Here is a 24,560-nt window from a genome sequence, read left to right as displayed (position 1 = left end):
CACGCCGGAGCGTGGTGTTTTTGTTTGCGTGGTGAACAACTTATTACTTGGCTGTCACGCGCACATCAATACGGCGGTTCTGGGCGCGGCCTTCTTCGGTGTCATTGCTGGCCACCGGATGAGACTCGCCATAGCCCTCTGCGCTCAGGCGATCCTGCGCTACATCCAGCTTGACCAGCGCAGCCATCACGCTGTTGGCGCGGTCTGCAGACAAGCGCATGTTGACCGCCGGCGAGCCGGTGTTGTCGGTATAACCACCCAGCTTCAGATGCACCGCCGGGAACGCCCGCATGATGCTGGCAATGTTATGCAGTTGTTCTTCGGATTCCGGCATCAGCGTGGCCGCGCCGGTTTCGAAAGTCAGGCGGTCAAAACTGAACCAGGTGTCGGTATCAACCGGCTTGCTGCTGTCCTTGATGAACTCCACCAGCCGGGCCTCAATACCCCGCTCCGGTACATTCAGCGTAGCGCCATCCGGCAGCACCAGTTTGAAGAACTCGCCCAGACGCGCAGTGACATCACTCAACACACTGGCAACGCCGGAAGCCGCACTGGCCAGCACATTGCCGGCCGGTGCCGACGCGACAGTTGCGTTGGCCGCCTCGGTTTGTTCTGCCGGCTTGTTGCACCCGCGCAGCATGGCCAGCAACAGTGCCAGCACCAGCAAACCCAGCAGCACCGGCCAGAACCAGCGATGGCTTTTGCTCTCTTGCTGGGCCGGTTCAACCGCCAGCAGCGGCGCCAGCGTACTCGGGACTGCGGCTGCCCAGATATTGTTGTGCCCGGTCAGCAAGGCCAGCAATTTATGGATATCCAGGCCCTGGGTGTGGATTTTGCTGCCCAGCAAACCCGCCAGCAAAGAACCGCCGTAACGCAGCAACTGGCGGCCGTGGTGCGCGCTGGTGCCATTGACCTGGTTCAGTGCAGTGGCAATGGCGGTTTGCTTGTCGCCCAGTACCAGCGACAGGAAACGGTCAGTGACCGGGGCCAGCGGCGCATTGCCCTGATGATCATCCAGTGCGCCGCCCGCCAGTGCCCCGGACAGGTCGCCCACTTTGGCGAACGATTGCAGCACGTCCTGCAGTTGTGTCGGCCAGTTCACCTGACCCGCCCGCCCGCTGGCCGCATGCAGCAACGTTGCAAAAATGCGGTTGAGGTTAGCGCCAATCAGATGTGGATCAAGCCCGAAGAGTTTACCCAGGCGCGCCTGTTCGTCCGGGCCGACAAGCGCGTTAAGGTGTTCCAGCAAATTCATGATATTTCCTTGTAGACAAGACAATGACGCCAAAAAGACAGCGCAAAATAACGTCTTGTCCAGCGAGCTACGACAGGAAATACCTGATTTGCAGGCGCGTCAGCCGCCCACCGTGATGCAGGTTTAAATCGGGCATCAGCCTTTGCCCTAAAAACCGCGAAAACTGACCTGTAACAGCCCTCAGTTCTTGTCGGCGACGGCAGAGGCCTCTTCGGCCTGCGGCACTGAAGCCGCGTGAGACGCCCCCTGATAGGCCAGGTAATAGCGGTTCACGGTAGAGACATAATCAAGCAGCTTGCCGCCCACAGTTTGCCGCGCCACTTTCTCTACGTTGCCTGACCAGCGATTGGGGTCCAGCCCCTGGGCCTGCGCTTTCTTGCGCAATTGCTGGATACGCCCTTCGCCCGCGTTGTAGGCCGCAATCATGAATGCCAGCTGGTCGTCCGGCTCAATCTCCGGTGACTTGAACATGTCGCGCAAATAGGCCAGATAACGTGCGGCCGCAGTGACGTTCTGCTCGTTGTCATGCGGATTGGTCACGCCCATCTTGCGCGCGGTGGACGGGTTGATCTGCATGATGCCGGTCGGGCCATTTTTGCGGATCACCGGGTGCAAAGTGCTCTCACGCTGACCAATTGCCGCCAGCAACATCCAGTCCATATTGTTGGCCGAGGCCACCAGCTGGAACATCGGCGCAAAAAACCCGAGTTTGTCGACGGCGCTTAGCTGGTTGGGGTTGCTGATTTTGGCGTCGCTGGACAAAAAGCGCTGGGTCAGTTTGAGTGCGCGCTGCGCCATGCCCGAGCCGCTGCTACTGATAAAGCGGTTCAGCTCGGCCAGCAATTGCGGCTTGCTCTGGTCAACCGCCCAGGCCACGTCCACTGCGGGCTCGATACAGGCGTCGTTGCGCAGGCGCGGGTATTTCTTGCCCCACAAATCGGCCACGTAACGGCTGGACAGCGTGGCGACGCTCTCGTCGGTCTGGATGCTGCCCAGCACCGCTTCTGCGGTCGTGCCGGCGGCGGCATCGCGCGTGATGACCCTGGGGTAATCAAGCAGCAGGCGGCGCGCATAACTGCCGCTCGCCAGCGTCAGTGTTTTGCCATCGGCGTCCTTGATATCGCTCATCGCCGGGCTGTTGGGGTTCTGCACCACGCACCACTGATCACGCAGATAGGGCTGGGTGAATGCCACCAGTTGCTTTGAACCTTCATTCACCGGCATCAGGCCGGCCGCGATATCGCCCTTGCCAGCGCGCAAAGACGGGATCAGCTCGCCGCTTTCTACCGGCACAAACATCAATTTGAGCGGCGTGGCGGTTTTGGCGCGATTACGGTTCAGGAATTTTTCCAGCTCCAGCAGCATGGCGTATTCCACACCATGCGGGCGGCCGTTCTGGAAGAAAAAAGTAGAGGGGCCCAGCGCAACCAGCACCCGCAACTGGCCGGGTGGATTGGCTGGATCATAGTCCTGGTCGCCCAGCTCGGTCTGGCTGTTGAGCGCCGGGTGCTCACCTTTCTGGCTGGCCACAGCGCGTGCCCGTTTGGGGCTGTGGTTGGCGGCCCATGCGTTGCCGCTGCCAATAACAAGGGTGAACAGCAAGAGGTAAATCAGGGATTTGGCCTGGTTCATGCGCCGCATTTTAGGAGGCGCTGAAAGTTTTGTGCCAGTACCAAACTCACAAAAGGCCGGTTTTGCTCGATTGCCGCATGACTTTGACATGGGCCGGATCAGTTCCGGCCCCGGCTGCCAGACCCGGCCGCGCGGGCCGGCCTAGTGGGCAAAATCCACCGCAAAGCGGTGCGCCCAGCCGGTGTCGCCGTCATCAAAGGTGTAGCGGCCGGTCTTGCCATCGGCACGCCGTTTCACCGTCAGGCGCGCCATCTGCCCCGCCGCACCATCCAGCCAGGACTGGCCTTCCAGATGAAAATCAAAATCTTCGTGTTCTTTTGAGAGCGTCTGCAATGCGACATCCAGCGCAATGCGCTGATCCCACGGCAGGCTTGCAACGACATCGGACATCCATCACTCCTTGCGCGGCGGTCTGGCCCGGATACCCCGTTTGCGGGGGCCTGATATGACATCACCGGCGCCCAGGCCGTGCGCCGGTGATGAAGTAACAACGTATGAACGCCGCTACGGTTGATCACATTTGCGAGAAACTGCCCCGCGCCAGATCCGTTTCGAACTCGCGCAACCAGCCTACCGGGCCTTCGCTGCCCAGGTACATGCGGATGCGGTCGAACCGCGCCACACTGATTTCGCGCTGCTGCTCGCCTGCGCCATTGAGCAAGGCGTCGTTTGCGACCACGTCAAAATCCTCGTACACATAACCATGACGCTCGCAAGCACTGATGAATTCATCCTGTTCAGTGGGATCGAATTGATAAAACAGTTTTTGGGGCATGGTGAGTCCTCCAGGTGGGCCATCGGGACCAGCATAGACCACCCGGATGGCAGCCCGTGGCTCAATTTGCTGACAGAAAACGGTTTTATCCCTCGTCAGAGGGACACCGACCACCCTGCAAGGGGCGCCGGATAACCCGTTTTGCCGCGTAAAAGCTTCAAGTACGCGACCGAACAGGTAAAATGGCGAGCCGTGTCAGCCATGCCATCACCGCCCGTCGCCTGAGGTGGCTGGCCGACAACCGGAACCCGCCGCCATCTGGCGCCTTTTGCTGTCCAGGAATTGTCCATGCCTTTGCTTTATGTAGAAAACGCCAGCCTTGCCTACGGCCACTGGCCCTTGCTTGATCACGCCACATTCTCTGTCGATGAAGGCGAGCGCGTGGGTCTGATTGGTCGCAACGGTCAGGGTAAATCCACTTTGCTCAAGGCCATTGCCGGCCTTGCGGTGCTGGACGATGGCGATATCCGGATTGCCCAGAACGCACGCATGGCCTTTGTCGCCCAGGAACCGGAATTTCAGCCCGGCCAGACGGTGTTTGAAGCGGTGGCCGAAGGACTGGGCGAGTTGCGCCAGTTGCTGGTGGACTATCACGCGGTGGCCGACGCCCAGGATGGCAGTGAAGAAAAACTGGCGCACCTGATGCAACTGCAGCATGAACTGGAAGCGCGTGACGGCTGGCGGTTTGATGTGTTGATCTCTGGCACGCTCAGTCACCTGGGCCTGCCGCCGCAAACGCCGGTGGCCGATCTCTCTGGCGGCTGGAAAAAACGCGTTGCGCTGGCGCGGGCACTCGTCAGCGAGCCGCAGATCCTGCTGCTGGACGAACCGACCAACCACCTGGACGTCAGCGCGATCGAGTGGCTGGAAGGTCTGTTGAACAATTTCACCGGCAGCGTGTTGTTCATTACCCACGACCGGCGCTTTCTGGATAACGTAGCCAACCGCATCATCGAGCTTGATCGCGGCCACATCACCAGTTTCCCCGGCAATTTCACGACGTATGAAACCCGCAAGGCCGATTTGCTGGCGCAGGAAGAGAGCGTCAACCGCAAGTTCGACAAATTCCTGGCGCAAGAAGAAGTCTGGATTCGCAAGGGTGTTGAAGCGCGCCGTACCCGCAACGAAGGCCGCGTGCGCCGGCTGGAGCAACTGCGCCGGGATCGTGCCGCACGGCGCGAGCGCATCGGCAATGTGTCGTTCCAGCTTGATGCCGGTGATCGCTCCGGCAAACTGATTGCCGAGTTCGAACACGTCAACAAGGCCTTTGCCAACAAGGTCATCCTCAAGGATTTCAGCACGCGCTTGATCCGCGGCGACAAGATCGGCCTGATTGGCCCCAATGGCGTGGGCAAGACCACCTTCCTGAAACTGGTGCTGGGCGAACTCGAACCCGATACCGGCACCATCCAGCGCGGTACCAAGATCGAAGTCGCCTACTTTGACCAGTTCCGCGAGCAGCTGGACGAAAACGCCACAGTGGCCGACGTGGTAAGCCAGGGCAACGAGTATGTCGAGATCGGCAACTCGCGCAAGCACATCATGGGCTACCTGGAAGAGTTCCTGTTCCCGGCCGAACGCGCCCGCAGCCCGGTGCGCTCGCTCTCTGGCGGTGAGCGTAACCGCCTGTTGCTGGCGCGGCTGTTCACCCGTCCGGCCAACGTGCTGGTGCTTGACGAACCGACCAACGATCTGGATATCGACACGCTGGAATTGCTGGAACAACTGCTGATTGACTACCCCGGCACAGTGTTCCTGGTGTCTCACGACCGGGCGTTTCTTGATAACGTCGTCACACAAGTTGTTGCTTTTGAGGGTGAGGGTGTTCTGCTGGAAAACGCGGGCGGATATAGTGACTGGCAGCAAGCGCGTGAACGCATGCTCAAAGCCCGTGCAGCAACGCAACAAACTGCCGCCCGCAAAGAGCCTGTTGCAGAAAAACCGCAAGAACGTAACCGTCAGCGCCCTGCCCGGCTAAGCTTTAACGAGCAGCGTGAACTGGACCGGTTGCCGGACGAGATTGCGGCACTGGAACAAGAACAGGCTCAACTGAACGAAGCGCTACTTAACCCGGATATTTACCGGACTGACCCACATAAGGCACGCGAGATGCAAATACGGGTAGAAACCATCGAAACCAGCCTGCTGGAAAAACTGGAACGCTGGGAACAGCTGGAAGCGCGACGCTAACCGGTTCATGGACTGGCCTTTCAGCTCACGCGGGCAAACCTTGCCGCGCCAATCGTCGCTGCGCCCGATGCGAGTCGGGCTGGTGTCGTTTTACGTCATTCTGCTGCTTGGGTGCGGCATGGCGCTGGCGTGGCTGACCCTGCGTGACTATGACGCCAGCCTGGACGAAGCCCGGCGCCAGAACCTGTTGCTGGCGCGATCGCTGGATGAACAAACCACCCGGACGTTCATCAGTGCCGAACAAGCCATCCAGGCGGCGGTAGACCGGCTGGAAGTCGCCGGCGGCGTCGGCAATGCCGACCCGCAAGATGTCTCCCGCGAGTTGCGCAACCGCTTGCGCCTCACCCCCCAGGTCAGCGATATCGTCACCGTCGATGAACACGGCATGGTGCATAGCAGCGGCGCGCACCCGGGCATTCATGACATTGATTATTCTGACCGGGCCTGGCTGCAATACCACCGCGACAACGCCGACCCGCGCTTTCTGGTGTCTGCCCCGGTACTGGGCAAGATATCCGACACCTGGATGATCCCGGTCTCGCACCGGGTGGATCACCCCGACGGCAGCTTTGGCGGCGTGGTGGCCGCTGGCGTGCAGCCGGACTACTTCAACCGCTTTTACCGCTCGCTCAAATTGCCGCCAGGCACGCATATCAAACTGCTGCGCAGCGACGGCATCTTGCTGCTCAACTATCCGCTGGACGCGCGCGAACTGGGCCGCAACCTGCGCGCGGGCGACGCCACCCGGTTTGACCAGAGCCGGCAGAACCACGGCGCGTTCTATACGGACGCCACCCAGCCGGGCGCCGGAAAACTGGTGACCTTCCTTGTTTCGGAAGGCGAACTGCCCTTGATCGTGATGGTGACGTCCGATCTGGATGTCGTGCTGGAGAAATTTCACAGCGATCTGTTGGGGCGAACCGTTTCGGCGCTGGTGCTGATTCTGGTCGTCAGCGCCCTGCTGTTCTTGCTGTTGCGGCAAATCCGCCGGGTGGAACAGATTGAATCGCGCCTGTACCTGACCCAGTTCACGGTGGATGAAGCCCCCGACGTCATTTTGTGGGCCGACCGCCAGGCCTTTGTGCGGTACGCCAACCGCGCCGCCTCTGCCATCACCGGTTATCACCATGATGAATTGCTGCGGATGCGCTTTCTGGACCTTTATCCGCACATTACCGACCCGCAATGGCAAGAGTTCTGGCAGCGCTTGCGGCTGGAAAAACGCATGGTGCACATCACCCACCAACGCAACCAGGAAGGCGCGCTGCAGCCGGTGGAAATCACCTTCAACTACGTTGAGTTTTTCCAGGAGGCGTATATCTGCAGCACGGTGCGTGATATCACCGAGCAGCAAAACTCGGAACGCGAACTGCGCCGCCACCGCGACCATCTGCAAGACCTGGTGCTGGAGCGCACGGCAGAAATCCGCACGGTGCTTGATGCCAGCCCGCTGGCGATCATGTTGTCGGTGCGCAATACCATCCGCCTCGTCAACCCGGCGTTTGAAATCCTGTTTGGCTATGCCGCCAGCGACATCATTGGCCTGCCCACGCGTGTAATTCATGCCTCGGAAGCCCGCTATAACGAGCTGGCCACAACCATCTGGGCCCGCATCAACACGGGCGGCGTGTTCCGCGGTGAAATAGAACTGTTCCGCCGTGATCACTCCGGCTTCTGGGCTATGTTGTATGCCAAGGCGCTGGTGCCGGGCGATCCGTCCAAAGGCATGATCATGGTGATTGAAGACGTCACTGCACAGCGCATTGCCGCGCAGGCGTTGCGCCAGTCTGAACGCCTGAAACGCACGATTATCGATACCACCGCCGACGGTTTTATCCTGATCGACACCCATCGCCATATCGTCGATGTGAACCACGCATTCTGCCAGGTGCTGGGCCTGCGGCGCGAAGACCTGATTGGCGAACAACCGTCGGCAATCTGGGGCGAACCGGCAGACCGGATTTTCCCCGCCACGCTCTCGACTGAAACCAGCAACGAGAACCGCCTTTCTGAAGTCACCCTGATTGATGGCAATGGCGAACCGCTGCCTTTCCTCGTCAGCTCTGCCGCCATTCTGGATGACCAGCACCGGCTGGAATACGCCTTTGCGTTCCTGACCAATATCTCGCACCTGAAAGACATCGAGCGACGCCTGGTTGAAGCCAAGGACTCGGCAGAAGAAGCCAATATTTCCAAGTCGGCGTTCCTCGCCAACATGTCGCATGAACTGCGTACACCCATGCACGCCATTCTGAGCTTCTCGGAAATGGGGATCTCCAAGGCTCAGCGCGGCGAGCCAGGCGCGCTGGCACGGTACTTTGAACGGATTCACTCCAGCGGCAACCGCTTGCTGGTGCTGTTGAATGACTTGCTGGACATGTCGCGCCTTGAAGCCAACAAGATGCGGTACGACAAGTCTCGCCATTGCCTGCAAGTGGCCGTGCAAGGCGCGGCGGCAGAAATTGCACCGCTGTTGAGCTCGCAAAACCTGCGGCTGGATATCGAAGAAGACACGCCAGCCCTGTATGCGGTGTTCGACCAGGCCCGGTTGATGCAGGTGGTGGTCAATCTGTTGTCCAACGCCATCAAGTTCAGCCCGGCCGGCGGGGTCATTGAAGTGCGCTTCCTGGGTGAAGCCACGCTGGGCAACGGCGCGTCGGCCGTCGGGCTGACGGTGCGGGATCATGGTCCGGGTATTCCGGAGGGCGAACTGGAATCCATCTTCGACAAATTCATCCAGAGCACACGGGTGCGCGCTGAAGCCGGCGGCACCGGGCTGGGGCTGGCGATCAGCAAGCAGATCATGGAAGACCACGGTGGCACGGTGACTGCCGGTAATCACCCGGACGGCGGCGCCATCTTTACCGTGCTGCTGCAAACCGAGCCGCAACTGGTCACTGCCGCCGCCGGTTAGCCCTGACGGGGCGTTTGCAGTAGAATGCACGGTTTCGCTTCTCCACCTTGCAGACCATGCCCGATATCGCCCGCGAAGTAGCGCGCCGCCGCACTTTCGCCATCATCTCTCACCCTGATGCCGGTAAAACCACGCTGACTGAAAAGCTGCTGCTGTTCTCGGGCGCCATTCAGATGGCCGGTACCGTCAAAGGGAAAAAAGGCGGCAAGTTCGCCACCTCTGACTGGATGGATATCGAAAAGCAGCGCGGCATTTCGGTCGCCTCTTCCGTCATGCAGTTTGATTACCGCGAACACGTGGTCAACCTGCTCGACACCCCGGGCCACCAGGACTTCTCTGAAGATACCTACCGCGTGCTGACCGCCGTGGACTCGGCGCTGATGGTGATCGATGCGGCCAAGGGCGTGGAAGACCAGACCATCAAGCTGCTGAACGTCTGCCGCTTGCGCCATACCCCCATCGTCACGTTCATGAACAAGTACGACCGGGAAGTGCGCGACAGCCTGGAACTGCTGGACGAAGTCGAATCCGTACTCAAGATCCGCTGCGCGCCGGTCACCTGGCCCATCGGCATGGGCAAGACCTTCCGCGGCGTGTACCACATCCTGAACGATCAGGTGTTGCTGTTCACCGCCGGTAGCGAGCGCGACAGCGATGTCACCGAAGTTATCGACGGTCTGGACAACCCGCGGCTGGATGAACTGTTCCCGCTGGAAATCGAACAGACACGCATGGAACTGGAACTGGTCCGCGGTGCCTCGCACCCGTTCAGCCTGGAAGACTTCCTGGCCGGCACGCTGACCCCCGTGTTCTTTGGCTCGGCCATCAACAACTTTGGCGTGCGCGAAATCCTGAATGCGCTGGTCGACTGGGCGCCGGCACCGGCCGAGCGTGACGCCACGCTGCGCTCCGTGGCACCGTCAGAGGCCAAGTTCTCGGCTTTCGTGTTCAAGATTCAAGCGAACATGGACCCAAAGCACCGTGACCGCATTGCGTTCTTGCGCATCTGCTCCGGGCACTTTGAACGCGGCATGAAGTTCAAGCACCTGCGTCTGGGCCGCGATATCGCCGCCAACTCGGTGGTGACCTTTATGGCGCAGGGCCGTGAACAAGTGGAAGAAGCCTTTGCCGGCGATATCATCGGCCTGCCCAACCACGGCAATATCCAGATCGGTGACTCTTTCTCTGAAGGCGAAGCGCTGGCCTTTACCGGGATTCCCTACTTCGCGCCGGAAATGTTCCGGGTGGTGCGTATCCGCAACCCGCTCAAGATCAAGCAACTGCAAAAAGGTCTGCAACAGCTGGGTGAAGAAGGTGCCGTTCAGGTGTTCAAGCCGCTCAATGGCGCGGACCTGATCCTGGGCGCGGTGGGCGTGCTGCAGTTTGAAGTGGTGGCCAGCCGCCTGGCCAATGAATATGGCGTGGATGCCATCTTCGAACCCATCACGATCTACACCGCCCGCTGGGCCTCCTGCCCGGATGCCAAGCGCCTGGCCGAGTTTGAACGCGCCCTGGAAAACAACCTGGCGCGTGACGCCGCCGACAGCCTGGCCTATCTGGCGACCAGCCGCGTCAACCTGGAACTGACCCAGGAACGCTGGCCGGAGATCGTGTTTCACGAGACCCGTGAGCACGCGGTTACGCTCTGATCCATCTGTTCTGCCAGAAACAAAAAAAGCACCGGCCATCCGGTGCTTTTTTTATTGCGCTTGCAATTTATCCAATCTGATCAAGCCTTAGAGAGGCGTAATAGCAAGTCAGCGTATTCCCGCAGAAATACTACGAAGTAAAACTACAGATTTATCTATTCTGCATCAAACCCCAAGCCGAAATTTTGATCTGGATCAAATATTTTCACAAGACATAAGTTATTGATCCGTGTAGATATTTGCCAGGCTTCGCGGGCAGCGCGGTGCTATTCTATTTGCATCAAATCCCTGTGGCGAACCCAGAGGGAACTGTGTAGGTCAATTGTCAAACAGGCAGTCACCAAGGAGCATCACCATGAACGCACCGGAAGTTAACCTGCAACTTGATGCATGGCGTGGTTTCACCGCCGGCGAGTGGCAGAAGAAAGTCGCCGTACGCGATTTCATCCAGGAAAACTATACCCCGTACGAAGGTGATGACAGCTTCCTTGCCGGACCGACCGAGCGCACCACCCAACTGTGGGAAGAACTCTCCGTCCTTCTGAAAGAAGAACGCAAACGTGGCGTGCTGGAAGTCTCCGCTCAGGTGGGTTCTTCCATTACGGCCCATGCCCCGGGTTATATCAACAAAGAGCTGGAAACCATCGTCGGCCTGCAGACCGATGCCCCGCTGCGTCGCGCCATCATGCCGAACGGCGGTTTGCGCATGGTGCAAAACTCGCTGGCGGCTTACCACTTTGAAGAATCGCCGCTGATTAGCGAGATTTTCACCAAATACCGCAAAGACCACAATATGGGCGTGTTTGACGCCTATACGCCGGAAATCCTGGCCTGCCGCAAGTCTGGCGTGATTACCGGCCTGCCGGATGCCTATGGCCGCGGCCGTATCATTGGCGATTATCGCCGCGTGGCCCTGTATGGTGTGGATTTCCTGATTGCCGACAAGAAACGCGAAAAAGCCGAACTGGACGATGTCGCGTTCACCGAAGACGTGATCCGTCTGCGTGAAGAATTGTCCGAACAGATCAAGGCGCTGGGCGAACTCAAGCAAATGGGCAAGTCCTACGGCTTTGACCTTGCCCGTCCGGCCCAGACCGCACAGGAAGCCATTCAATGGCTGTACCTGGGTTACCTGGCTGCCGTGAAAGAACAAAACGGCGCCGCCATGTCGATTGGCCGTACCTCCACTTTCCTTGACGTGTATATCGAGCGCGATATCAAGGAAGGCCGCATTACCGAAGCCGAAGCGCAGGAAATGATCGACCACATGGTCATGAAGCTGCGTATCGTGCGTTTCCTGCGGACCCCGGAATACGACGAACTGTTCTCTGGCGACCCAACCTGGGTGACTGAATCCATCGGTGGCGTCGGCAAAGATGGCCGTTCCCTGGTGACCAAGTCCAGCTTCCGCGTGCTGCATACCCTGTACAACCTGGGCCCGGCACCGGAACCCAACCTGACCGTGCTGTGGTCTACCGCCTTCCCGCAAGGCTTCAAGGAATTCTGCGCCAAGGTCTCGATCGACACCTCGGCCATCCAGTACGAAAACGACGACCTGATGCGTCCTGAATGGGGCGATGACTACGCGATTGCATGTTGTGTGTCCGCCATGGCCGTCGGCAAGCAAATGCAGTTCTTCGGCGCCCGCGTGAACGTGGCCAAGGCCATGCTGTACGCCATCAACGGCGGCGTGGACGAAAAGAGCGGCAAGGTTGTGGCCAAGGGCTTTGAGCCGATCACGGGCGATGTGCTGAACTACGACGAAGTCGTGGCCAAGTACGACAAGATGCTCGACTGGCTGGCCAAGACCTATGTCACGGCGCTCAACTGCATTCACTACATGCACGACAAGTACGCCTACGAACGTATCGAAATGGCCCTGCATGACCGCGACATCTTGCGCACCATGGCTTGCGGTATCGCCGGTCTGTCGGTCGCTGCTGATTCGCTGTCTGCCATCAAGCACGCCAAGGTTCACGTGATCCGCAACGAGCAAGGTCTGGCTGTCGATTACAAGATCGAAGGCAGCTACCCGGCTTATGGCAACAACGACGACCGTGTTGATGACATCGCCGTCTGGATCACCGAAGCCATGATGGGCAAGATCAAGGCGCAACCGGCGTTCTATCGCAATTCGATGCCGACCCAGTCCGTGCTGACCATTACCTCCAACGTGGTGTACGGCAAGAAGACCGGTAATACCCCGGACGGCCGCCGCGCTGGTGCCCCGTTCTCTCCGGGTGCCAACCCCATGAACGGTCGTGATGAAAACGGCTTTATCGCCGCCGGTTTCTCGGTCTCCAAGATTCCGTACGAAGCCGCGCTGGACGGGATCTCCTGGACTGCCTCGATGACACCTGATTCGCTGGGTCACAACCAGAAAGATCGTGTGCGTACGCTGGCCGCGTCCATTGACGGTCTGTTCGGCCCGCACGGTGAAGGCGGCGGTTCTGCCTGCAAGGCGACCGAAGCCGTGGAAACCGCGATGGATCAGCTGTTCCATCTGAACATGAACGTGCTGAACCGCGACACGCTCAAAGACGCCATGGAGCATCCGGAAAACTACCCGCAACTGACGGTGCGTGTATCCGGTTACGCCGTGAACTTCGTGAAGCTGACCCGCGAGCAACAACTGGATGTGATCAGCCGTACTTTCCACGATCGCGTCTAAGTGCAAGACCACGGGTGGCGCTGCGGCGCTACCCGTCCCGCAACACAAGTAACAAGGTAATCATCATGGCTCAACTGTTTCATCTGAACATGAACGTGCTCAACCGCGAAATGCTGGAAGACGCGATGGAACATCCGGACAAGTATCCGCAACTGACGGTGCGCGTTTCGGGTTATGCGGTCAATTTCGTCAAGCTCACCCGTGAGCAGCAACTGGACGTGATCAGCCGCACTTTCCACGAAAAAATCTGAAAAAAGTCTGATACTCTCAATGTGCGTCGGCAATGCCGGCAGCATGAGACCCATGACGGACCGGTGGAGCCCATGCTTGCCGGTCCGTTTTCATTGATACCACTGGCAGAACACAACCATGGAAACCATCGAGCTGAAAAAGGTGGGCGAAATTGCACCACCGCTCTTTAACGACGCCGGCCAGCCGGCGGGGTTTGTGCACTCAATTGAAACCGGCGCAGCGGTCGATGGCCCCGGCATGCGCTTTGCGCTGTTTGTGAGCGGCTGTCAGTTCCGGTGCCTGTACTGCCACAATCCGGACACCTGGAAGCTGCATAACGGCAAGTTCTATACCGTTGACGAGATCATTGCCGAAATCCGCAAATACGCCAGTTTCCTGCGCGTGGCAGGCGGTTTGACCATCTCTGGCGGCGAACCCATGATGCAGGCGCACTTTACCGGTGAAATCTTCCGCCGGGCCAAGCACGAACTGGGGTTGCATACCGCCATCGATACCCAGGGTTATCTTTCTGGCAATCTGCCGGATGAATGGTTTGAGCCGATCGACCTTGTGCTGCTGGATATCAAGGAATTCAACAGCGAACGCCACGAGCGCCTGACCGGCAAGCCCAACGAACCCACCCTGTTGTTTGCCAAGCGCCTGGCGGCCATGAAAAAACCGGTCTGGCTGCGCTATGTATTGCTGCCGGGTTTTTCTGATTTTGAAGAAGACGTGGAAGGTCTGGCCCGCTTCGTTGCCGGTCTGGGCAATGTAGAACGGGTGGAAGTGCTGCCGTTTCACAAGCTGGGCGAATCCAAATGGCAAGAACTGGGTCTGGCGTACGAGCTGACCGACGTGCGCCCGCCCTCGCCTGAACTGGTTCACCGCGTACGCGAACAGTTCCGCAGCCACGGGCTGGAGACCTACTGACGCGGCCTTGCTGCCGCAGCGCACAAAAATCTGCCGGAAAAACCGACCAGGCGCCTTGCCAGGCGCGGTTTTCTGGCAGATTTATGGTCTTGACGTGGTACACTCGCCAAGCCCTGAACAAGTCCCCCACCTCATGTACGAATTCCTTATCGGACTGCGTTACACCCGCGCCCGGCGGCGTAACGGCTTTATCTCTTTTATTTCCCTGATTTCCATCCTCGGCATTGCGCTGGGGGTTGCTGCGCTCATCATTGTGCTCTCGGTCATGAACGGGTTTCAGGGCGAAGTGCGTGACCGCATTCTGGCCATGGCCGCGCATGTGCAGATCAGTGGCGCGGACAACCACCTGACAGACTGGCCCGCAGTCGCGCAACAGGCTGCAAAACACCCGCACGTGAAAGCAACGGCACCCTATGTACTGGGCCAGGGTCTGCTGACTGCTGGCGGTCAGGTCAAAGGTGCGCTGATCCGCGGGATTGATCCGGCACAAGAGCCTGGCGTGAGCCCGGCCGTTGCCAATGTCTCAGGCGGGCAACTGACCGACCTGACCGCGGGACGGTTTGGCGTGGTGCTGGGCTGGCAACTGGCCAATGATCTGGGCGTGCGCTCTGGCGACAAGGTGACGCTGATCACGCCCGATGGCCAGGTCACCCCCGCCGGGATGATTCCGCGCTTTCGCCAGTTCACGGTGGTCGGGGTGTTTCGCGCTGATTACTACCCGTATGACGCGGGTGTGGCGCTGATCCACATTGGTGACGCCCAGAAGCTGTTCCGCATGGGCGATGCGGTATCTGGCGTGCGATTGCGGCTGGATGACCCGCTGCTGGCGCGCAACGTGGCGATTGATCTGGGCAGCCAGATGACCAACGCCTACGTCAGCGACTGGAGCATGGAAAATCCGACCTACTTCCGTGCGGTGGAAATCGAAAAACGCATGATGTTCCTGATCCTGACCCTGATCGTGGCCGTGGCGGCGTTCAACCTGGTGTCTACCCTGGTGATGGTGGTGACGGACAAACAGGCCGATATCGCCATTTTGCGTACGCTGGGTGCGTCACCCGGTTCGATCATGAAGATTTTCATGGTACAAGGCGCGGTTTCCGGCTTTGTCGGCACCTTCACTGGCGTGTTCGGCGGCGTGATCATTGCGCTCAATATCGGCACCATCGTGCCATTTATCGAACGCGTGCTGGGCACGCATATTCTCTCGCCAGACGTGTACCTGATTACCGAGCTGCCCTCCCAGGTGGAGTGGAGCGACGTCAGCAGCATCGGGCTGATTTCTCTGGTGCTGGCTTTGCTGGCAACCATTTACCCCAGCTGGCGTGCCTCGCGCGTCAATCCGGCCGAGGCGCTGCGTTATGAGTAACACCAACATCAACAGCGCAGCGGGCGACGTGATACTGCAGGCCACCGGTCTGTCCAGGCGCTACACCGCCGGCAAACTGGAAACCCCCGTCCTGCACGATGTGGACCTGACTCTGGCCAAGGGCGAAACCGTCGCCATTGTCGGCGCTTCAGGCTCGGGTAAATCCACGCTGCTGCATCTGCTGGGCGCGCTGGATCAACCCAGCGCCGGCCAGGTGCGCATTCTGGGCCAGGACCCGTTCACCCTGCCCGAAGCCAAACGTGGCGAGTTGCGTAACAAGCATCTGGGCTTCGTCTACCAGTTTCATCATCTGCTGCCTGAATTCACCGCAGCAGAAAACGTGGCCATGCCGCTGATGATCCGCCGCATGCCCAAAGACGCGGCGCTGTTGCAGGCGCAAGCCATGCTGGAACAAGTCGGTCTGGGCAAGCGCAGCCATCACAAGCCGGGCGAAATGTCCGGTGGCGAGCGTCAGCGCGCGGCCATTGCCCGTGCCCTGGTCACCAATCCGGCCTGCGTGCTGGCCGATGAACCCACCGGCAACCTGGACCGCGGCACCGCAGAAACGGTGTTCGGCCTGATGCTGGAGCTCAACCGCCAGTTGCAGACCAGTTTCATCATCGTCACCCACGATGTCACGCTGGCACAGCGCTGCCAGCGCCAGTCGCAACTGACTGATGGCCACCTGCACGAACTGGTCAGCGGCCCGACCCTGTAACCGGCAGGTCCGGCCGTGCTGATCTTTCGCACCGATCAGTACCCCTTGCCCCTGCCGCCGGGGCATCGTTTTCCCGCCAGCAAATATGCGCTGATACGTGAGGCAGTCGCCCCGTTTGCCGCGCATTTGCTGGAAGAAGCGCCGGCCGCCAGCGATTACGAACTCCTCACCGCCCATACCGCCGGGTATCTGGACAAACTCCGGCATGGCACCTTGTCTGAAGCTGAGCAGCGCGTCATCGGCCTGCCGTGGTCTGTAGCGCTGGTCGAGCGTTCGCGCCGTTCCACGGGCGCTACGCTGGCTGCTTGCCGCACGGCCTTGCTGCAAGGGTGCGGGGTGAATCTGGCGGGCGGCACGCATCATGCCTGCGCCGATCACGGCAGCGGTTTTTGCGTTTTCAACGACAGCGCCGTGGCGTTACGCGTTTTGCAATCAGAAGGCGCGATCCGGCGCGCGCTGATCATTGATCTGGACGTGCATCAGGGCAACGGCACGGCGCTCATGCTGGCGGGCGATGCCAGCCTGTTTACGCTGTCGGTCCATGGCGCCAACAACTTCCCGTTCCGCAAGGTTCAGAGCGATCTGGATATTGAACTGGCCGATGGCACGACCGATGCGGCGTACCTGGCGGTACTGCGCGACACGTTGCCTGGCGTATTGCAGACACAGCGGCCCGATCTGGTGATCTATCTGGCCGGGGCCGATGCGTGGGAGGGAGACCGCCTGGGGCGGCTTTCATTGACGCCTGCCGGCTTGCAGGCGCGCGATGAGTATGTGATGGGATTGTGCCAGCGGGCAGATATCCCGGTGGCGGTGACCATGGGTGGTGGCTACGGGCGGGATATCGCCGGGACAGTTGCCATTCACGCGGCCACCGTCCGTACGGCGGTCAGGCTGTTTGACGCACCGCGGGCAGTTTAGCCAAAAAAGCGTACGTACAGGCGCTGCGACCAGCTCAGGCGTTGCCACCAGCGCTCGCCTTCTTCCAGCACCAGCGTACCCTTGTCAGACAGATCCCAGGCGCGCACGCCATTGGTCCATTCATGGCTTTCCACCCAACCGTAATGGTTGAAAAAGCTCAGCCACATCGCCGCTTCCTGACCGCAGCCATCTTGCCAAGTGGTCAGCGAAGACGGGCCGGCTTCCAGAATGGGGAAACCGTCTTTCATGCGGCGCATGACGCCCAGGGCGCGGCGCGGACGAGGAATGGCGAGAGAGCTCATGATGCTAGGCCGGTATTTGTTGATTAACTACGATCATACGCCATTAAAATACGTAGTTAAGTAACAAAATACACAACTGTCATATATGTAATCTGCGATAACCAGAGACGTCAGACATAAAAAAAGCGGAGGAAATCCTCAGCTTTTTCTGGTGTCAGATCAGCAACTTACTGAACGGTCACTTTGGCGAACTTGCGCTTGCCCACTTGCAGCACCACGGTCGTGCCCTTGGCCAGCAGCAGGTTCTTGTCGGACACCTTCTCGCCATCCAGTTTCACCGCGCCAGCCTGAATGTCGCGGAATGCCTGAGAGGTGGACGGGCAAAGCTGGGTTTCCTTGAGCACGGTCCCGATCGCCATGCCCTCGCCTTCAGCGCTCAGCGTGAATTCGGGGATGTCGTCCGGAATGGCGCCCTTCTGGAAACGGGTTTCAAAATCGGCCAGCGCAGCTTCTGCCGCGGCTTGCGAATGGAAACGCGCTACCAGCTCCTGGGCCAGCAACACCTTGATATCACGCGGGTTACGGCCGCCGGCGATATCGGTCTTGAACTGTTCCACCTCAGACATCGGGCGGAACGACAGCAATTCAAAATAGCGCCACATCAGCGTGTCGGACACGCTCATGACCTTGCCGAAGATCTCGTTGGCCGGCTCATCGATACCGATGTAGTTGCCCAGCGACTTGGACATCTTGTTGACACCATCCAGGCCTTCCAGCAACGGCATCATCAGCACCACTTGCGGCGCCTTGCCATGCTGCTGTTGCAGCATGCGGCCCATCAGCAAGTTGAACTTCTGGTCGGTGCCGCCCAGCTCCATGTCGGCTTCCATTGCCACCGAGTCATAACCCTGCAGCAGCGGGTACATGAATTCATGCACGGCGATCGGCTGGTTGTTGGCAAAGCGCTTGGAGAAATCATCACGCTCCAGCATGCGCGCCACGGTAATCGAGGCTGCCAGCTTGAGCATGCCGGCTGCGCCCAGCTCGTTATGCCAGGTGGAGTTGAACATCACCTGGGTCTTCTGGCGGTCCAGAATCTTGAAGACCTGGCGCTCATAGGTTTCGGCGTTGCGCTTGACGTCTTCTTCGGTCAGCGGCGGGCGTGTGGTGTTCTTGCCGGTAGGGTCGCCAATGCGGCCGGTAAAGTCACCGATCAGGAACTGGGCGGTGTGGCCCAGGTCCTGCAACTGACGCATTTTGTTGATCAGCACGGTGTGACCCAGATGCAGATCAGGTGCCGTCGGATCAAAACCGGCCTTGATCTTCAGCGGCACGCCACTCGTCCGGCTTTTTTCCAGCTTTTTGATCAGTTCGTCTTCCGGCAGGATTTCATCCGCGCCGCGCTTGATAATCTGCAGCGCAGCCAGCGTGTCCGGATGCAAAGGCGCTTTGTCTTGTTCAGTCATGGTGTTCGATCTGCTGTCCGGAAAAACCGGTAGATTGGCACAGACAGGCTGCTTTGCTACGCTGTGGCAGCAACGCCTGCCGGGAAATTCGGCAAAGGCGTGATTTTAGCGCAAAAATAAACCATTAAGCATTTACAGATTCCCACCGTTTATTCCGGCTTTTGAAGCACACCGCTCATGACCCTGACTCCCGAGTACTACATTGGCCTGATGACTGGCACCAGCCTGGATGGCGTTGACGCTGCGCTGGTCGACTTTGCCGGCGAAAAACCGCACCTGGCCGCCTCGCTCTCGCTGCCCTTGCCCGGCCCTTTGCGCGCGCAACTGATGCAACTGCAAAGCCAGTCGCCGGATGAATTGCACCTGGCACAACTGGCCGGCAATGCGCTGGCTGACCTGTATGCCGAAGCGGTCGCGCGCCTGCTGGTGGAATCCGATCTGGCCGCGGGCAATATCCGCGCCATTGGTAATCACGGCCAGACCGTGCGGCACCGCCCGGAACTGGGTTACACCGTGCAACTGGGCAACAATGCCCGCCTGGCCGAGCTGACCGGGATCACGGTCATTGGCGATTTTCGTAGCCGCGATGTCGCTGCGGGTGGCCAGGGCGCGCCACTGGTGCCGGCATTTCATCAAGCCATTTTTGGCCACACCGGCGAGCCGTGCGTGGTCGCCAATATCGGCGGCATTGCCAATATCACCATTCTGGCGGCAGATGGCGAAGTCACCGGCTTTGATACTGGCCCGGGCAATGTGCTGATGGATTTGTGGACGCTGCAGCACCAGGGCGAGCATTACGATGCCGGCGGCAAGTGGGCAGCGCAAGGTCATCTGCAAGCCGACTTGCTGCAAGCCATGCTCTCCGAGCCCTACTTTGCGCTGCTGCCACCCAAATCCACCGGCCGTGACCTGTTTCATGGCGAGTGGTTGCAAAAGCACCTGGGCAGCGCCCGCCACGAACCGGTCAACGTGCAGGCCACGCTCAACACCCTGACCGCCAGAACGATTGCAGACGCCATCCGGCTGCATGCCCCGCAAGCCAAAGCGGTGTATCTGTGCGGTGGCGGCGCGCACAACGCCCATTTGCAAAGCCAGTTGCAGCAATGGCTGCCCAGCCAGCATGTGGCCACTACGGCCGCGCTGGGGGTTGATCCAGACTGGGTAGAGGCCTACGCCTTTGCCTGGCTGGCCTGGCGTTGTGTCCACCGTTTGCCGGGCAATTTGCCGGGCGTTACCGGCGCGCACGGCCCGCGCATTCTGGGTGCCATGTGGCCGGCCTGACGCGCAGTTGAATGGTTTGCGTTGTGCAATATTGAACGGCAGTGGCAAGCGCCCTGCCGTTTTTGTTTGTGGTGATCCGCCGGCAGGCGTTGATGCCGATTGGGTTTTTGCCGGGCCGATATATAGTGAATTGAATCAAACAGAAAAAAGTGTGCCTGCAACGGGCACACCAAGGAGGCTCTGCGCATGATCTCCATTCAACGTCGCCCGCTGGTAACCCAGTTCCTGATCCTTGGTGCGCTGGTCTGTCTGGTTGTTTTCGGCAGCCTGGTGGTGTTTACCAGTATCAGCGTGCAGCAAACCGCGCGCTCGATCGCCGAGAGCAACCTCAACACCCAGCTGGTGCTGGTCAAGGACATGTTCCAGCTGGCGTATCGCGATGCGCAAACGCGCAGCAAGGGCTTGCTGGACCAGTTTGAACGGCAACTGGGCGCCGGCATGGTGGTCACTGGCGACAAAACCGAAGCCGGCCTGCCGGTGGTCAAATCCGGCGACAAAATACTCAACGCCGACATCGGCCTGCTTAACCAGTTCAAGGAACACACCGGCGCAGAGCCCGCGATTGTGGCCAGGAACGAGGCCGGCGCCTTTGTGCGCGTCAACACTCTGCTCAAGGACCCCGCCGGCAAATCCATGCTGGGCACGACCATCAAGAGCGATGACCCGATCGCCAAAGCCATCAGCGCCGGGAACAGTTTTGTCGGCATGGTGGTGCGCAACGGTCATTACTACATGACCAACGCCAACCCCATCAAAGACAGCAATGGCCAGATTGCCGGCTGGGTGCAGACCCGTACCGACCTCACGCCGGAAATCGCCACGCTCAAGCAAATGCTCAGCAGCCTGAAGATTGGCGAAACCGGTTATGTGTACGCCGTGGTGCCCACGGGCGATGACGGGATTGCCCGCTTTGTGATCCACCCGCGTTATGAGGGCAAGCTGGTAACCGAAACCAGCGGCGGCAGCCATAACTGGATGTACCAGAAGATGATTGCCGAGAAAGAAGGCCTGGTGCATTACACGCTGGCCAACCCGGCGCGCGGCGGCGCTGAAGAAGACAAAATGGCCGCGTTTGCGTTGATCCCGGACTGGAACTGGATTGTCGCCAGCGGCAGCTTTACCGAAGAATTCACCGGCCACAGCACCGAACTGCGTAACCGCCTGATCGCGATGTGTCTGGTGCTGGCGGTGATCACGCTGGGATTGTTGTATCTGGGCCTTAAACGCCAGTTGGGGCCGCTGGCGCTGGTGGTGCAGGCCATCGAACGCTTTGGCCAGGGCGATCTGACTGCCCGCATTGCCATTACCCACGCCGGCAAGAGCGACAACGAAATGGACCGCATCAGCGCCGAGTTCAATCAGGCGGCGCAATCGCTGCAGGGTTTGATGCATGACGTGCGCAACACCGCCAGCGAGGTCGATCAGGCCACGGGCGAGTTTGATAACGCCATAACCCGCATCGCCACCGATAGCCGCCAGCAGAGCGAATCGGCCTCCAGTATGGCCGCGACGGTGGAACAGATCACCGTCAGCATCACCCACATTGCCGATCACGCCAACGACGCCGCCAGCACCGCGCGCGACGCGCAAGGCTCGTCGCACGCTGGCACCACCGTGGTCGGGCGCATGGAAGAACAGATGCACACGCTGTCTGACGCCTCCCGCGTGGCCGCCGAACGTATTGCCGGGCTGGGCGAGCGCTCGTCCGAGATCTCCGGCATCGTGCGGGTGATCCGCGAAATTGCCGAGCAAACCAACCTGCTGGCACTCAACGCCGCCATCGAAGCCGCCCGCGCCGGCGAACAAGGCCGCGGTTTTGCCGTGGTGGCAGACGAAGTACGCAAGCTGGCCGAGCGCACCGGTAACGCCACGCAAGAGATCGGTTCGCTGATCAATGCCATGGTCAACGATACCCAGGCGGTAGCCAGCGAGATTGTCGCCGTCTCTGAACAAATGAAGAGTGGCGTGGAACTGGCCGGCGAAACCGGCAGCGCGCTGACGACGATTTCCGAGCATACCCAGCGCACCGCCGGCATCGTCAACGACATTGCCCACGCCACGCGGGAGCAATCTTCTGCCAGCGCGGCGCTGGCGCAAAATGTCGAATCGGTGGCACAGACGGCGCAAAGCAACGCCTCGCTGGTGGAAACCAACCGCGCCGCGGCCCGTCAGTTGCGTGAACAGGCACAAACGCTGCGCAGCAAGCTGGCGCAATTCCAGATGTAAAACAACGCAAGTTTACCGGCCGACTTTTTTACCACGACCAAACGCGCGGCTTCTCTCAGAATGCGGGCATTCCGGTAGACTACGGCCGGACCCGTCTGGAGAGTGCCATGTCGCAACAACAACACAGCCAGTTCGCGCTGTTTGGTACCCGTCGTTTTCTGCCTTTGTTTGTTACCCAGTTTTTTGGCGCATTCAACGACAATCTGTTCAAGAACGCCATGCTGGTCATGGTGGTATTCCACGGGCTCTCGCTCTCTGGCATTGACTCAAAAACGCTGGTCAGCGCAGCGGCCGGCGTGTTTATCCTGCCATTCTTTTTGTTCTCTGCCATTTCCGGGCAACTGGCTGAAAAGTTCGACAAAGCCATGCTGGCGCAGCGCGTCAAGCAACTGGAAATCCTGATCATGCTGGCCGCCGGCTACGGGTTCTGGGCGCATAACGCGGCCGTGCTGATGGGCTGCCTGTTCATGATGGGCGTGCACTCCACCCTGTTCGGGCCGCTCAAATACTCCGTCCTGCCCCAATACCTCAAACCCAATGAACTCATGGGCGGCAATGGCCTGATCGAGGGTGGGACGTTTGTCGCCATCTTGCTGGGCCAGATCGCCGGTACGCTGATCGTGCAGCACCAGCCGCATGGCGAAACGCTGATCATCTATGCCTGCCTTGCCGTGGCGATTCTGGGCTGGCTGTCCAGCCGCAAGATGCCCGCCGCGCCGGCCCCGGCGCCGGATCTGAAAATTTCCTGGAATGTACTGGGCCAGACTTTCAAGATCATCGGCCAGGCGCGCGCCAACAAGACCGTGTTCAACAGCTTGCTGGGACTGTCCTGGTTCTGGTTCCTGGGCTCGATCTACCTGATCTACCTGCCGGTCATGGCCAGCGAAATCCTGCATGGCGACCCGACGGTCTACACCTTGCTGATCACGCTGTTCTCGGTCGGCATTGGCCTGGGCTCCATGCTGTGCGAAAAGCTCTCTGGCCATCGCGTTGAACTGGGGCTGGTGCCGTTTGGCTCCATCGGCCTGTCGCTGTTCGGCATTGATCTGTACTTTGCGCTGCAAAACATGCCTGCCGGCACGTTTGATGTGGCCGGGTTTATCAGCAACCACGCGCACTGGCGCGTGATGATTGACCTGACGCTGCTGGGCGTTTTTGGCGGCTTTTATACCGTGCCCCTGTACGCGCTGATCCAGACCCGCGCCGACAAAACCTTTGTGTCGCGCGCCATTGCCGCCAACAACATCCTGAACTCGCTGTTCATGGTGGTGGCGTCGGTCATGGGTATCTTGCTGCTCAAGTTCGGGATGTCGGTGCCTGGCCTGTTGCTGACGGTGGCACTGCTCAATGTGGTGGTGGCGCTGTATATCTACTCGCTGATCCCTGAATTCCTGATGCGCTTTCTGGTGTGGATCATGACGCACCTGCTGTATCGCGTGCGCTCGCAAGGTTTGCAGAATATTCCGGAAGAAGGCCCGGTAGTGCTGGTGTGCAACCATGTCAGCTTCATGGACGCGCTGATCCTGGCGGGTGCCGTGCGCCGCCCGGTGCGCTTCATCATGGATCACCGCATCTTCAAGATTCCGCTGCTTAATTTCATCTTCAAAACCGCCGGTGCCATTCCTATTGCGCCGGCCAAAGAAGACCCGACGCTGAAAACCAAAGCGTTTGACCGTGCCGCGCAATATCTGGCTGAGGGTGAAGTGCTGTGTATCTTCCCGGAAGGCGGCATTACCCGTAATGGCGACATCCAGACCTTCCGTCCCGGCATTGACGAGATCATCCGCCGCACGCCGGTGCCGGTGATTCCCATGGCGCTGCAAGGCTTGTGGGGCAGTTTCTTCAGCCGCAAGGATGGCGCCGCCATGATGAAGATGCCGCGCCGCGCGTTCTCCAAAATCGGTTTTGTGGTGGGTACGCCGATTGCGCCGGAAGAAGTCACCCGGCAACGGCTGGAAGATGAAGTGCGCAAGCTGCGCGGCGACTGGCAGTGAGACGCGAGGCGCGCAGATGATGCGCGCCTCATTGCTGTGAGTGTTGCAAGTTGCAAAGCCGGGCCAGGCGGCCGGAACAGCGCCACCTGTCAGCCG

Annotated in this window: 18 protein-coding genes; 12 read left to right on the top strand and 6 right to left on the bottom strand. The window is 59.7% G+C overall.

Annotated features, from left to right (window positions below; genetic code table 11):
• Window positions 1-43: 43 nt before the first annotated feature.
• The 4 genes from IEX57_RS21085 to IEX57_RS03275 all read right to left on the bottom strand — a co-directional run bounded on the left by IEX57_RS21085 (window position 44) and on the right by IEX57_RS03275 (window position 3,662).
• Entirely contained in the window at window positions 44-1,255 is a 1,212-nt protein-coding gene (locus tag IEX57_RS21085; RefSeq protein ID WP_229708644.1) for an OmpA family protein, read from the bottom strand.
• Window positions 1,256-1,435: 180 nt separating this feature from the next.
• Window positions 1,436-2,887 carry an MltF family protein gene (locus tag IEX57_RS03285; protein ID WP_188702284.1) on the bottom strand — a complete coding sequence of 484 codons (1,452 nt, stop codon included), beginning with the start codon at window positions 2,885-2,887 and terminating at the stop codon, window positions 1,436-1,438.
• A 141-nt stretch (window positions 2,888-3,028) separates the two neighbouring features.
• Entirely contained in the window at window positions 3,029-3,277 is a 249-nt protein-coding gene (locus IEX57_RS03280; protein ID WP_188702275.1) for a hypothetical protein, read from the bottom strand.
• A gap of 124 nt (window positions 3,278-3,401) precedes the next feature.
• The gene (locus IEX57_RS03275) at window positions 3,402-3,662 is read right to left on the bottom strand and encodes a hypothetical protein (RefSeq protein ID WP_188702273.1); all 261 of its coding nucleotides are present in this window, start codon (window positions 3,660-3,662) and stop codon (window positions 3,402-3,404) included.
• A gap of 288 nt (window positions 3,663-3,950) precedes the next feature.
• Here IEX57_RS03275 and IEX57_RS03270 point away from each other — a divergent pair, with 288 nt between their 5' ends.
• From IEX57_RS03270 to IEX57_RS03230, 9 genes are all read left to right on the top strand, one after another.
• Window positions 3,951-5,852: an ATP-binding cassette domain-containing protein gene (locus IEX57_RS03270; protein ID WP_188702271.1), complete on the top strand. Its 1,902-nt coding sequence runs from the start codon at window positions 3,951-3,953 to the stop codon at window positions 5,850-5,852.
• Window positions 5,853-5,859: 7 nt separating this feature from the next.
• Window positions 5,860-8,766 (top strand): PAS domain S-box protein, encoded by a 2,907-nt coding sequence (locus IEX57_RS03265; protein ID WP_188702260.1) that lies wholly within the window; start codon window positions 5,860-5,862, stop codon window positions 8,764-8,766.
• 56 nt (window positions 8,767-8,822) lie between these two features.
• The gene (locus IEX57_RS03260) at window positions 8,823-10,415 is read left to right on the top strand and encodes a peptide chain release factor 3 (RefSeq protein WP_188702258.1); all 1,593 of its coding nucleotides are present in this window, start codon (window positions 8,823-8,825) and stop codon (window positions 10,413-10,415) included.
• Between the two features lie 355 nt (window positions 10,416-10,770).
• A complete protein-coding gene (gene pflB / locus IEX57_RS03255; RefSeq protein WP_188702256.1) occupies window positions 10,771-13,086 on the top strand; it encodes a formate C-acetyltransferase in 2,316 nt (771 codons plus the stop codon).
• 14 nt (window positions 13,087-13,100) lie between these two features.
• On the top strand, window positions 13,101-13,337 hold the full coding sequence (locus IEX57_RS03250; RefSeq protein ID WP_373285139.1) for a glycine radical domain-containing protein: 237 nt from the start codon (window positions 13,101-13,103) through the stop codon (window positions 13,335-13,337).
• A gap of 118 nt (window positions 13,338-13,455) precedes the next feature.
• Complete coding sequence (gene pflA / locus IEX57_RS03245) at window positions 13,456-14,247, top strand: pyruvate formate-lyase-activating protein (protein WP_188702254.1); 792 nt, start codon at window positions 13,456-13,458, stop codon at window positions 14,245-14,247.
• 133 nt (window positions 14,248-14,380) lie between these two features.
• Entirely contained in the window at window positions 14,381-15,616 is a 1,236-nt protein-coding gene (locus tag IEX57_RS03240) for a lipoprotein-releasing ABC transporter permease subunit (protein WP_188702252.1), read from the top strand.
• Complete coding sequence (lolD, locus tag IEX57_RS03235; RefSeq protein ID WP_188702250.1) at window positions 15,609-16,334, top strand: lipoprotein-releasing ABC transporter ATP-binding protein LolD; 726 nt, start codon at window positions 15,609-15,611, stop codon at window positions 16,332-16,334. The genes IEX57_RS03240 and lolD overlap by 8 nt, the downstream gene beginning before the upstream one ends.
• Window positions 16,335-16,349: 15 nt before the next feature.
• Window positions 16,350-17,255 carry a histone deacetylase family protein gene (locus tag IEX57_RS03230; RefSeq protein WP_188702247.1) on the top strand — a complete coding sequence of 302 codons (906 nt, stop codon included), beginning with the start codon at window positions 16,350-16,352 and terminating at the stop codon, window positions 17,253-17,255.
• Here IEX57_RS03230 and IEX57_RS03225 read toward each other — a convergent pair.
• Window positions 17,252-17,557 (bottom strand): hypothetical protein, encoded by a 306-nt coding sequence (locus tag IEX57_RS03225; RefSeq protein WP_188702246.1) that lies wholly within the window; start codon window positions 17,555-17,557, stop codon window positions 17,252-17,254. The two genes, IEX57_RS03230 and IEX57_RS03225, sit on opposite strands and share 4 nt — an antisense overlap.
• Window positions 17,558-17,724: 167 nt before the next feature.
• Window positions 17,725-18,963, bottom strand: a complete 1,239-nt coding sequence (gene tyrS / locus IEX57_RS03220) for a tyrosine--tRNA ligase (RefSeq protein ID WP_188702244.1) — start codon at window positions 18,961-18,963, stop codon at window positions 17,725-17,727.
• Window positions 18,964-19,140: 177 nt separating this feature from the next.
• Between tyrS and IEX57_RS03215 the strand changes: the two genes are divergently transcribed.
• From IEX57_RS03215 to IEX57_RS03205, 3 genes are all read left to right on the top strand, one after another.
• Entirely contained in the window at window positions 19,141-20,244 is a 1,104-nt protein-coding gene (locus IEX57_RS03215) for an anhydro-N-acetylmuramic acid kinase (protein ID WP_188702242.1), read from the top strand.
• 186 nt (window positions 20,245-20,430) lie between these two features.
• On the top strand, window positions 20,431-22,470 hold the full coding sequence (locus IEX57_RS03210) for a methyl-accepting chemotaxis protein (protein WP_188702239.1): 2,040 nt from the start codon (window positions 20,431-20,433) through the stop codon (window positions 22,468-22,470).
• A gap of 107 nt (window positions 22,471-22,577) precedes the next feature.
• Window positions 22,578-24,464 carry an MFS transporter gene (locus IEX57_RS03205; RefSeq protein ID WP_188702237.1) on the top strand — a complete coding sequence of 629 codons (1,887 nt, stop codon included), beginning with the start codon at window positions 22,578-22,580 and terminating at the stop codon, window positions 24,462-24,464.
• Window positions 24,465-24,560: the final 96 nt, after the last annotated feature.

It is taken from the genome of Silvimonas iriomotensis, assembly GCF_014645535.1.
GTDB lineage: Bacteria > Pseudomonadota > Gammaproteobacteria > Burkholderiales > Chitinibacteraceae > Silvimonas > Silvimonas iriomotensis.
This window is presented reverse-complemented; position numbering and strand designations above follow the sequence as displayed.

Coding starts and splice junctions, on each gene's coding strand:
- IEX57_RS21085 (WP_229708644.1), bottom strand. CDS start 1,255: ATGAATTTGCTGGAACACCTTAACGCGCTTGTCGGCCCGGACGAACAG.
- IEX57_RS03285 (WP_188702284.1), bottom strand. CDS start 2,887: ATGAACCAGGCCAAATCCCTGATTTACCTCTTGCTGTTCACCCTTGTT.
- IEX57_RS03280 (WP_188702275.1), bottom strand. CDS start 3,277: ATGTCCGATGTCGTTGCAAGCCTGCCGTGGGATCAGCGCATTGCGCTG.
- IEX57_RS03275 (WP_188702273.1), bottom strand. CDS start 3,662: ATGCCCCAAAAACTGTTTTATCAATTCGATCCCACTGAACAGGATGAA.
- IEX57_RS03270 (WP_188702271.1), top strand. CDS start 3,951: ATGCCTTTGCTTTATGTAGAAAACGCCAGCCTTGCCTACGGCCACTGG.
- IEX57_RS03265 (WP_188702260.1), top strand. CDS start 5,860: ATGGACTGGCCTTTCAGCTCACGCGGGCAAACCTTGCCGCGCCAATCG.
- IEX57_RS03260 (WP_188702258.1), top strand. CDS start 8,823: ATGCCCGATATCGCCCGCGAAGTAGCGCGCCGCCGCACTTTCGCCATC.
- pflB (WP_188702256.1), top strand. CDS start 10,771: ATGAACGCACCGGAAGTTAACCTGCAACTTGATGCATGGCGTGGTTTC.
- pflA (WP_188702254.1), top strand. CDS start 13,456: ATGGAAACCATCGAGCTGAAAAAGGTGGGCGAAATTGCACCACCGCTC.
- IEX57_RS03240 (WP_188702252.1), top strand. CDS start 14,381: ATGTACGAATTCCTTATCGGACTGCGTTACACCCGCGCCCGGCGGCGT.
- lolD (WP_188702250.1), top strand. CDS start 15,609: ATGAGTAACACCAACATCAACAGCGCAGCGGGCGACGTGATACTGCAG.
- IEX57_RS03225 (WP_188702246.1), bottom strand. CDS start 17,557: ATGAGCTCTCTCGCCATTCCTCGTCCGCGCCGCGCCCTGGGCGTCATG.
- tyrS (WP_188702244.1), bottom strand. CDS start 18,963: ATGACTGAACAAGACAAAGCGCCTTTGCATCCGGACACGCTGGCTGCG.
- IEX57_RS03215 (WP_188702242.1), top strand. CDS start 19,141: ATGACCCTGACTCCCGAGTACTACATTGGCCTGATGACTGGCACCAGC.
- IEX57_RS03210 (WP_188702239.1), top strand. CDS start 20,431: ATGATCTCCATTCAACGTCGCCCGCTGGTAACCCAGTTCCTGATCCTT.
- IEX57_RS03205 (WP_188702237.1), top strand. CDS start 22,578: ATGTCGCAACAACAACACAGCCAGTTCGCGCTGTTTGGTACCCGTCGT.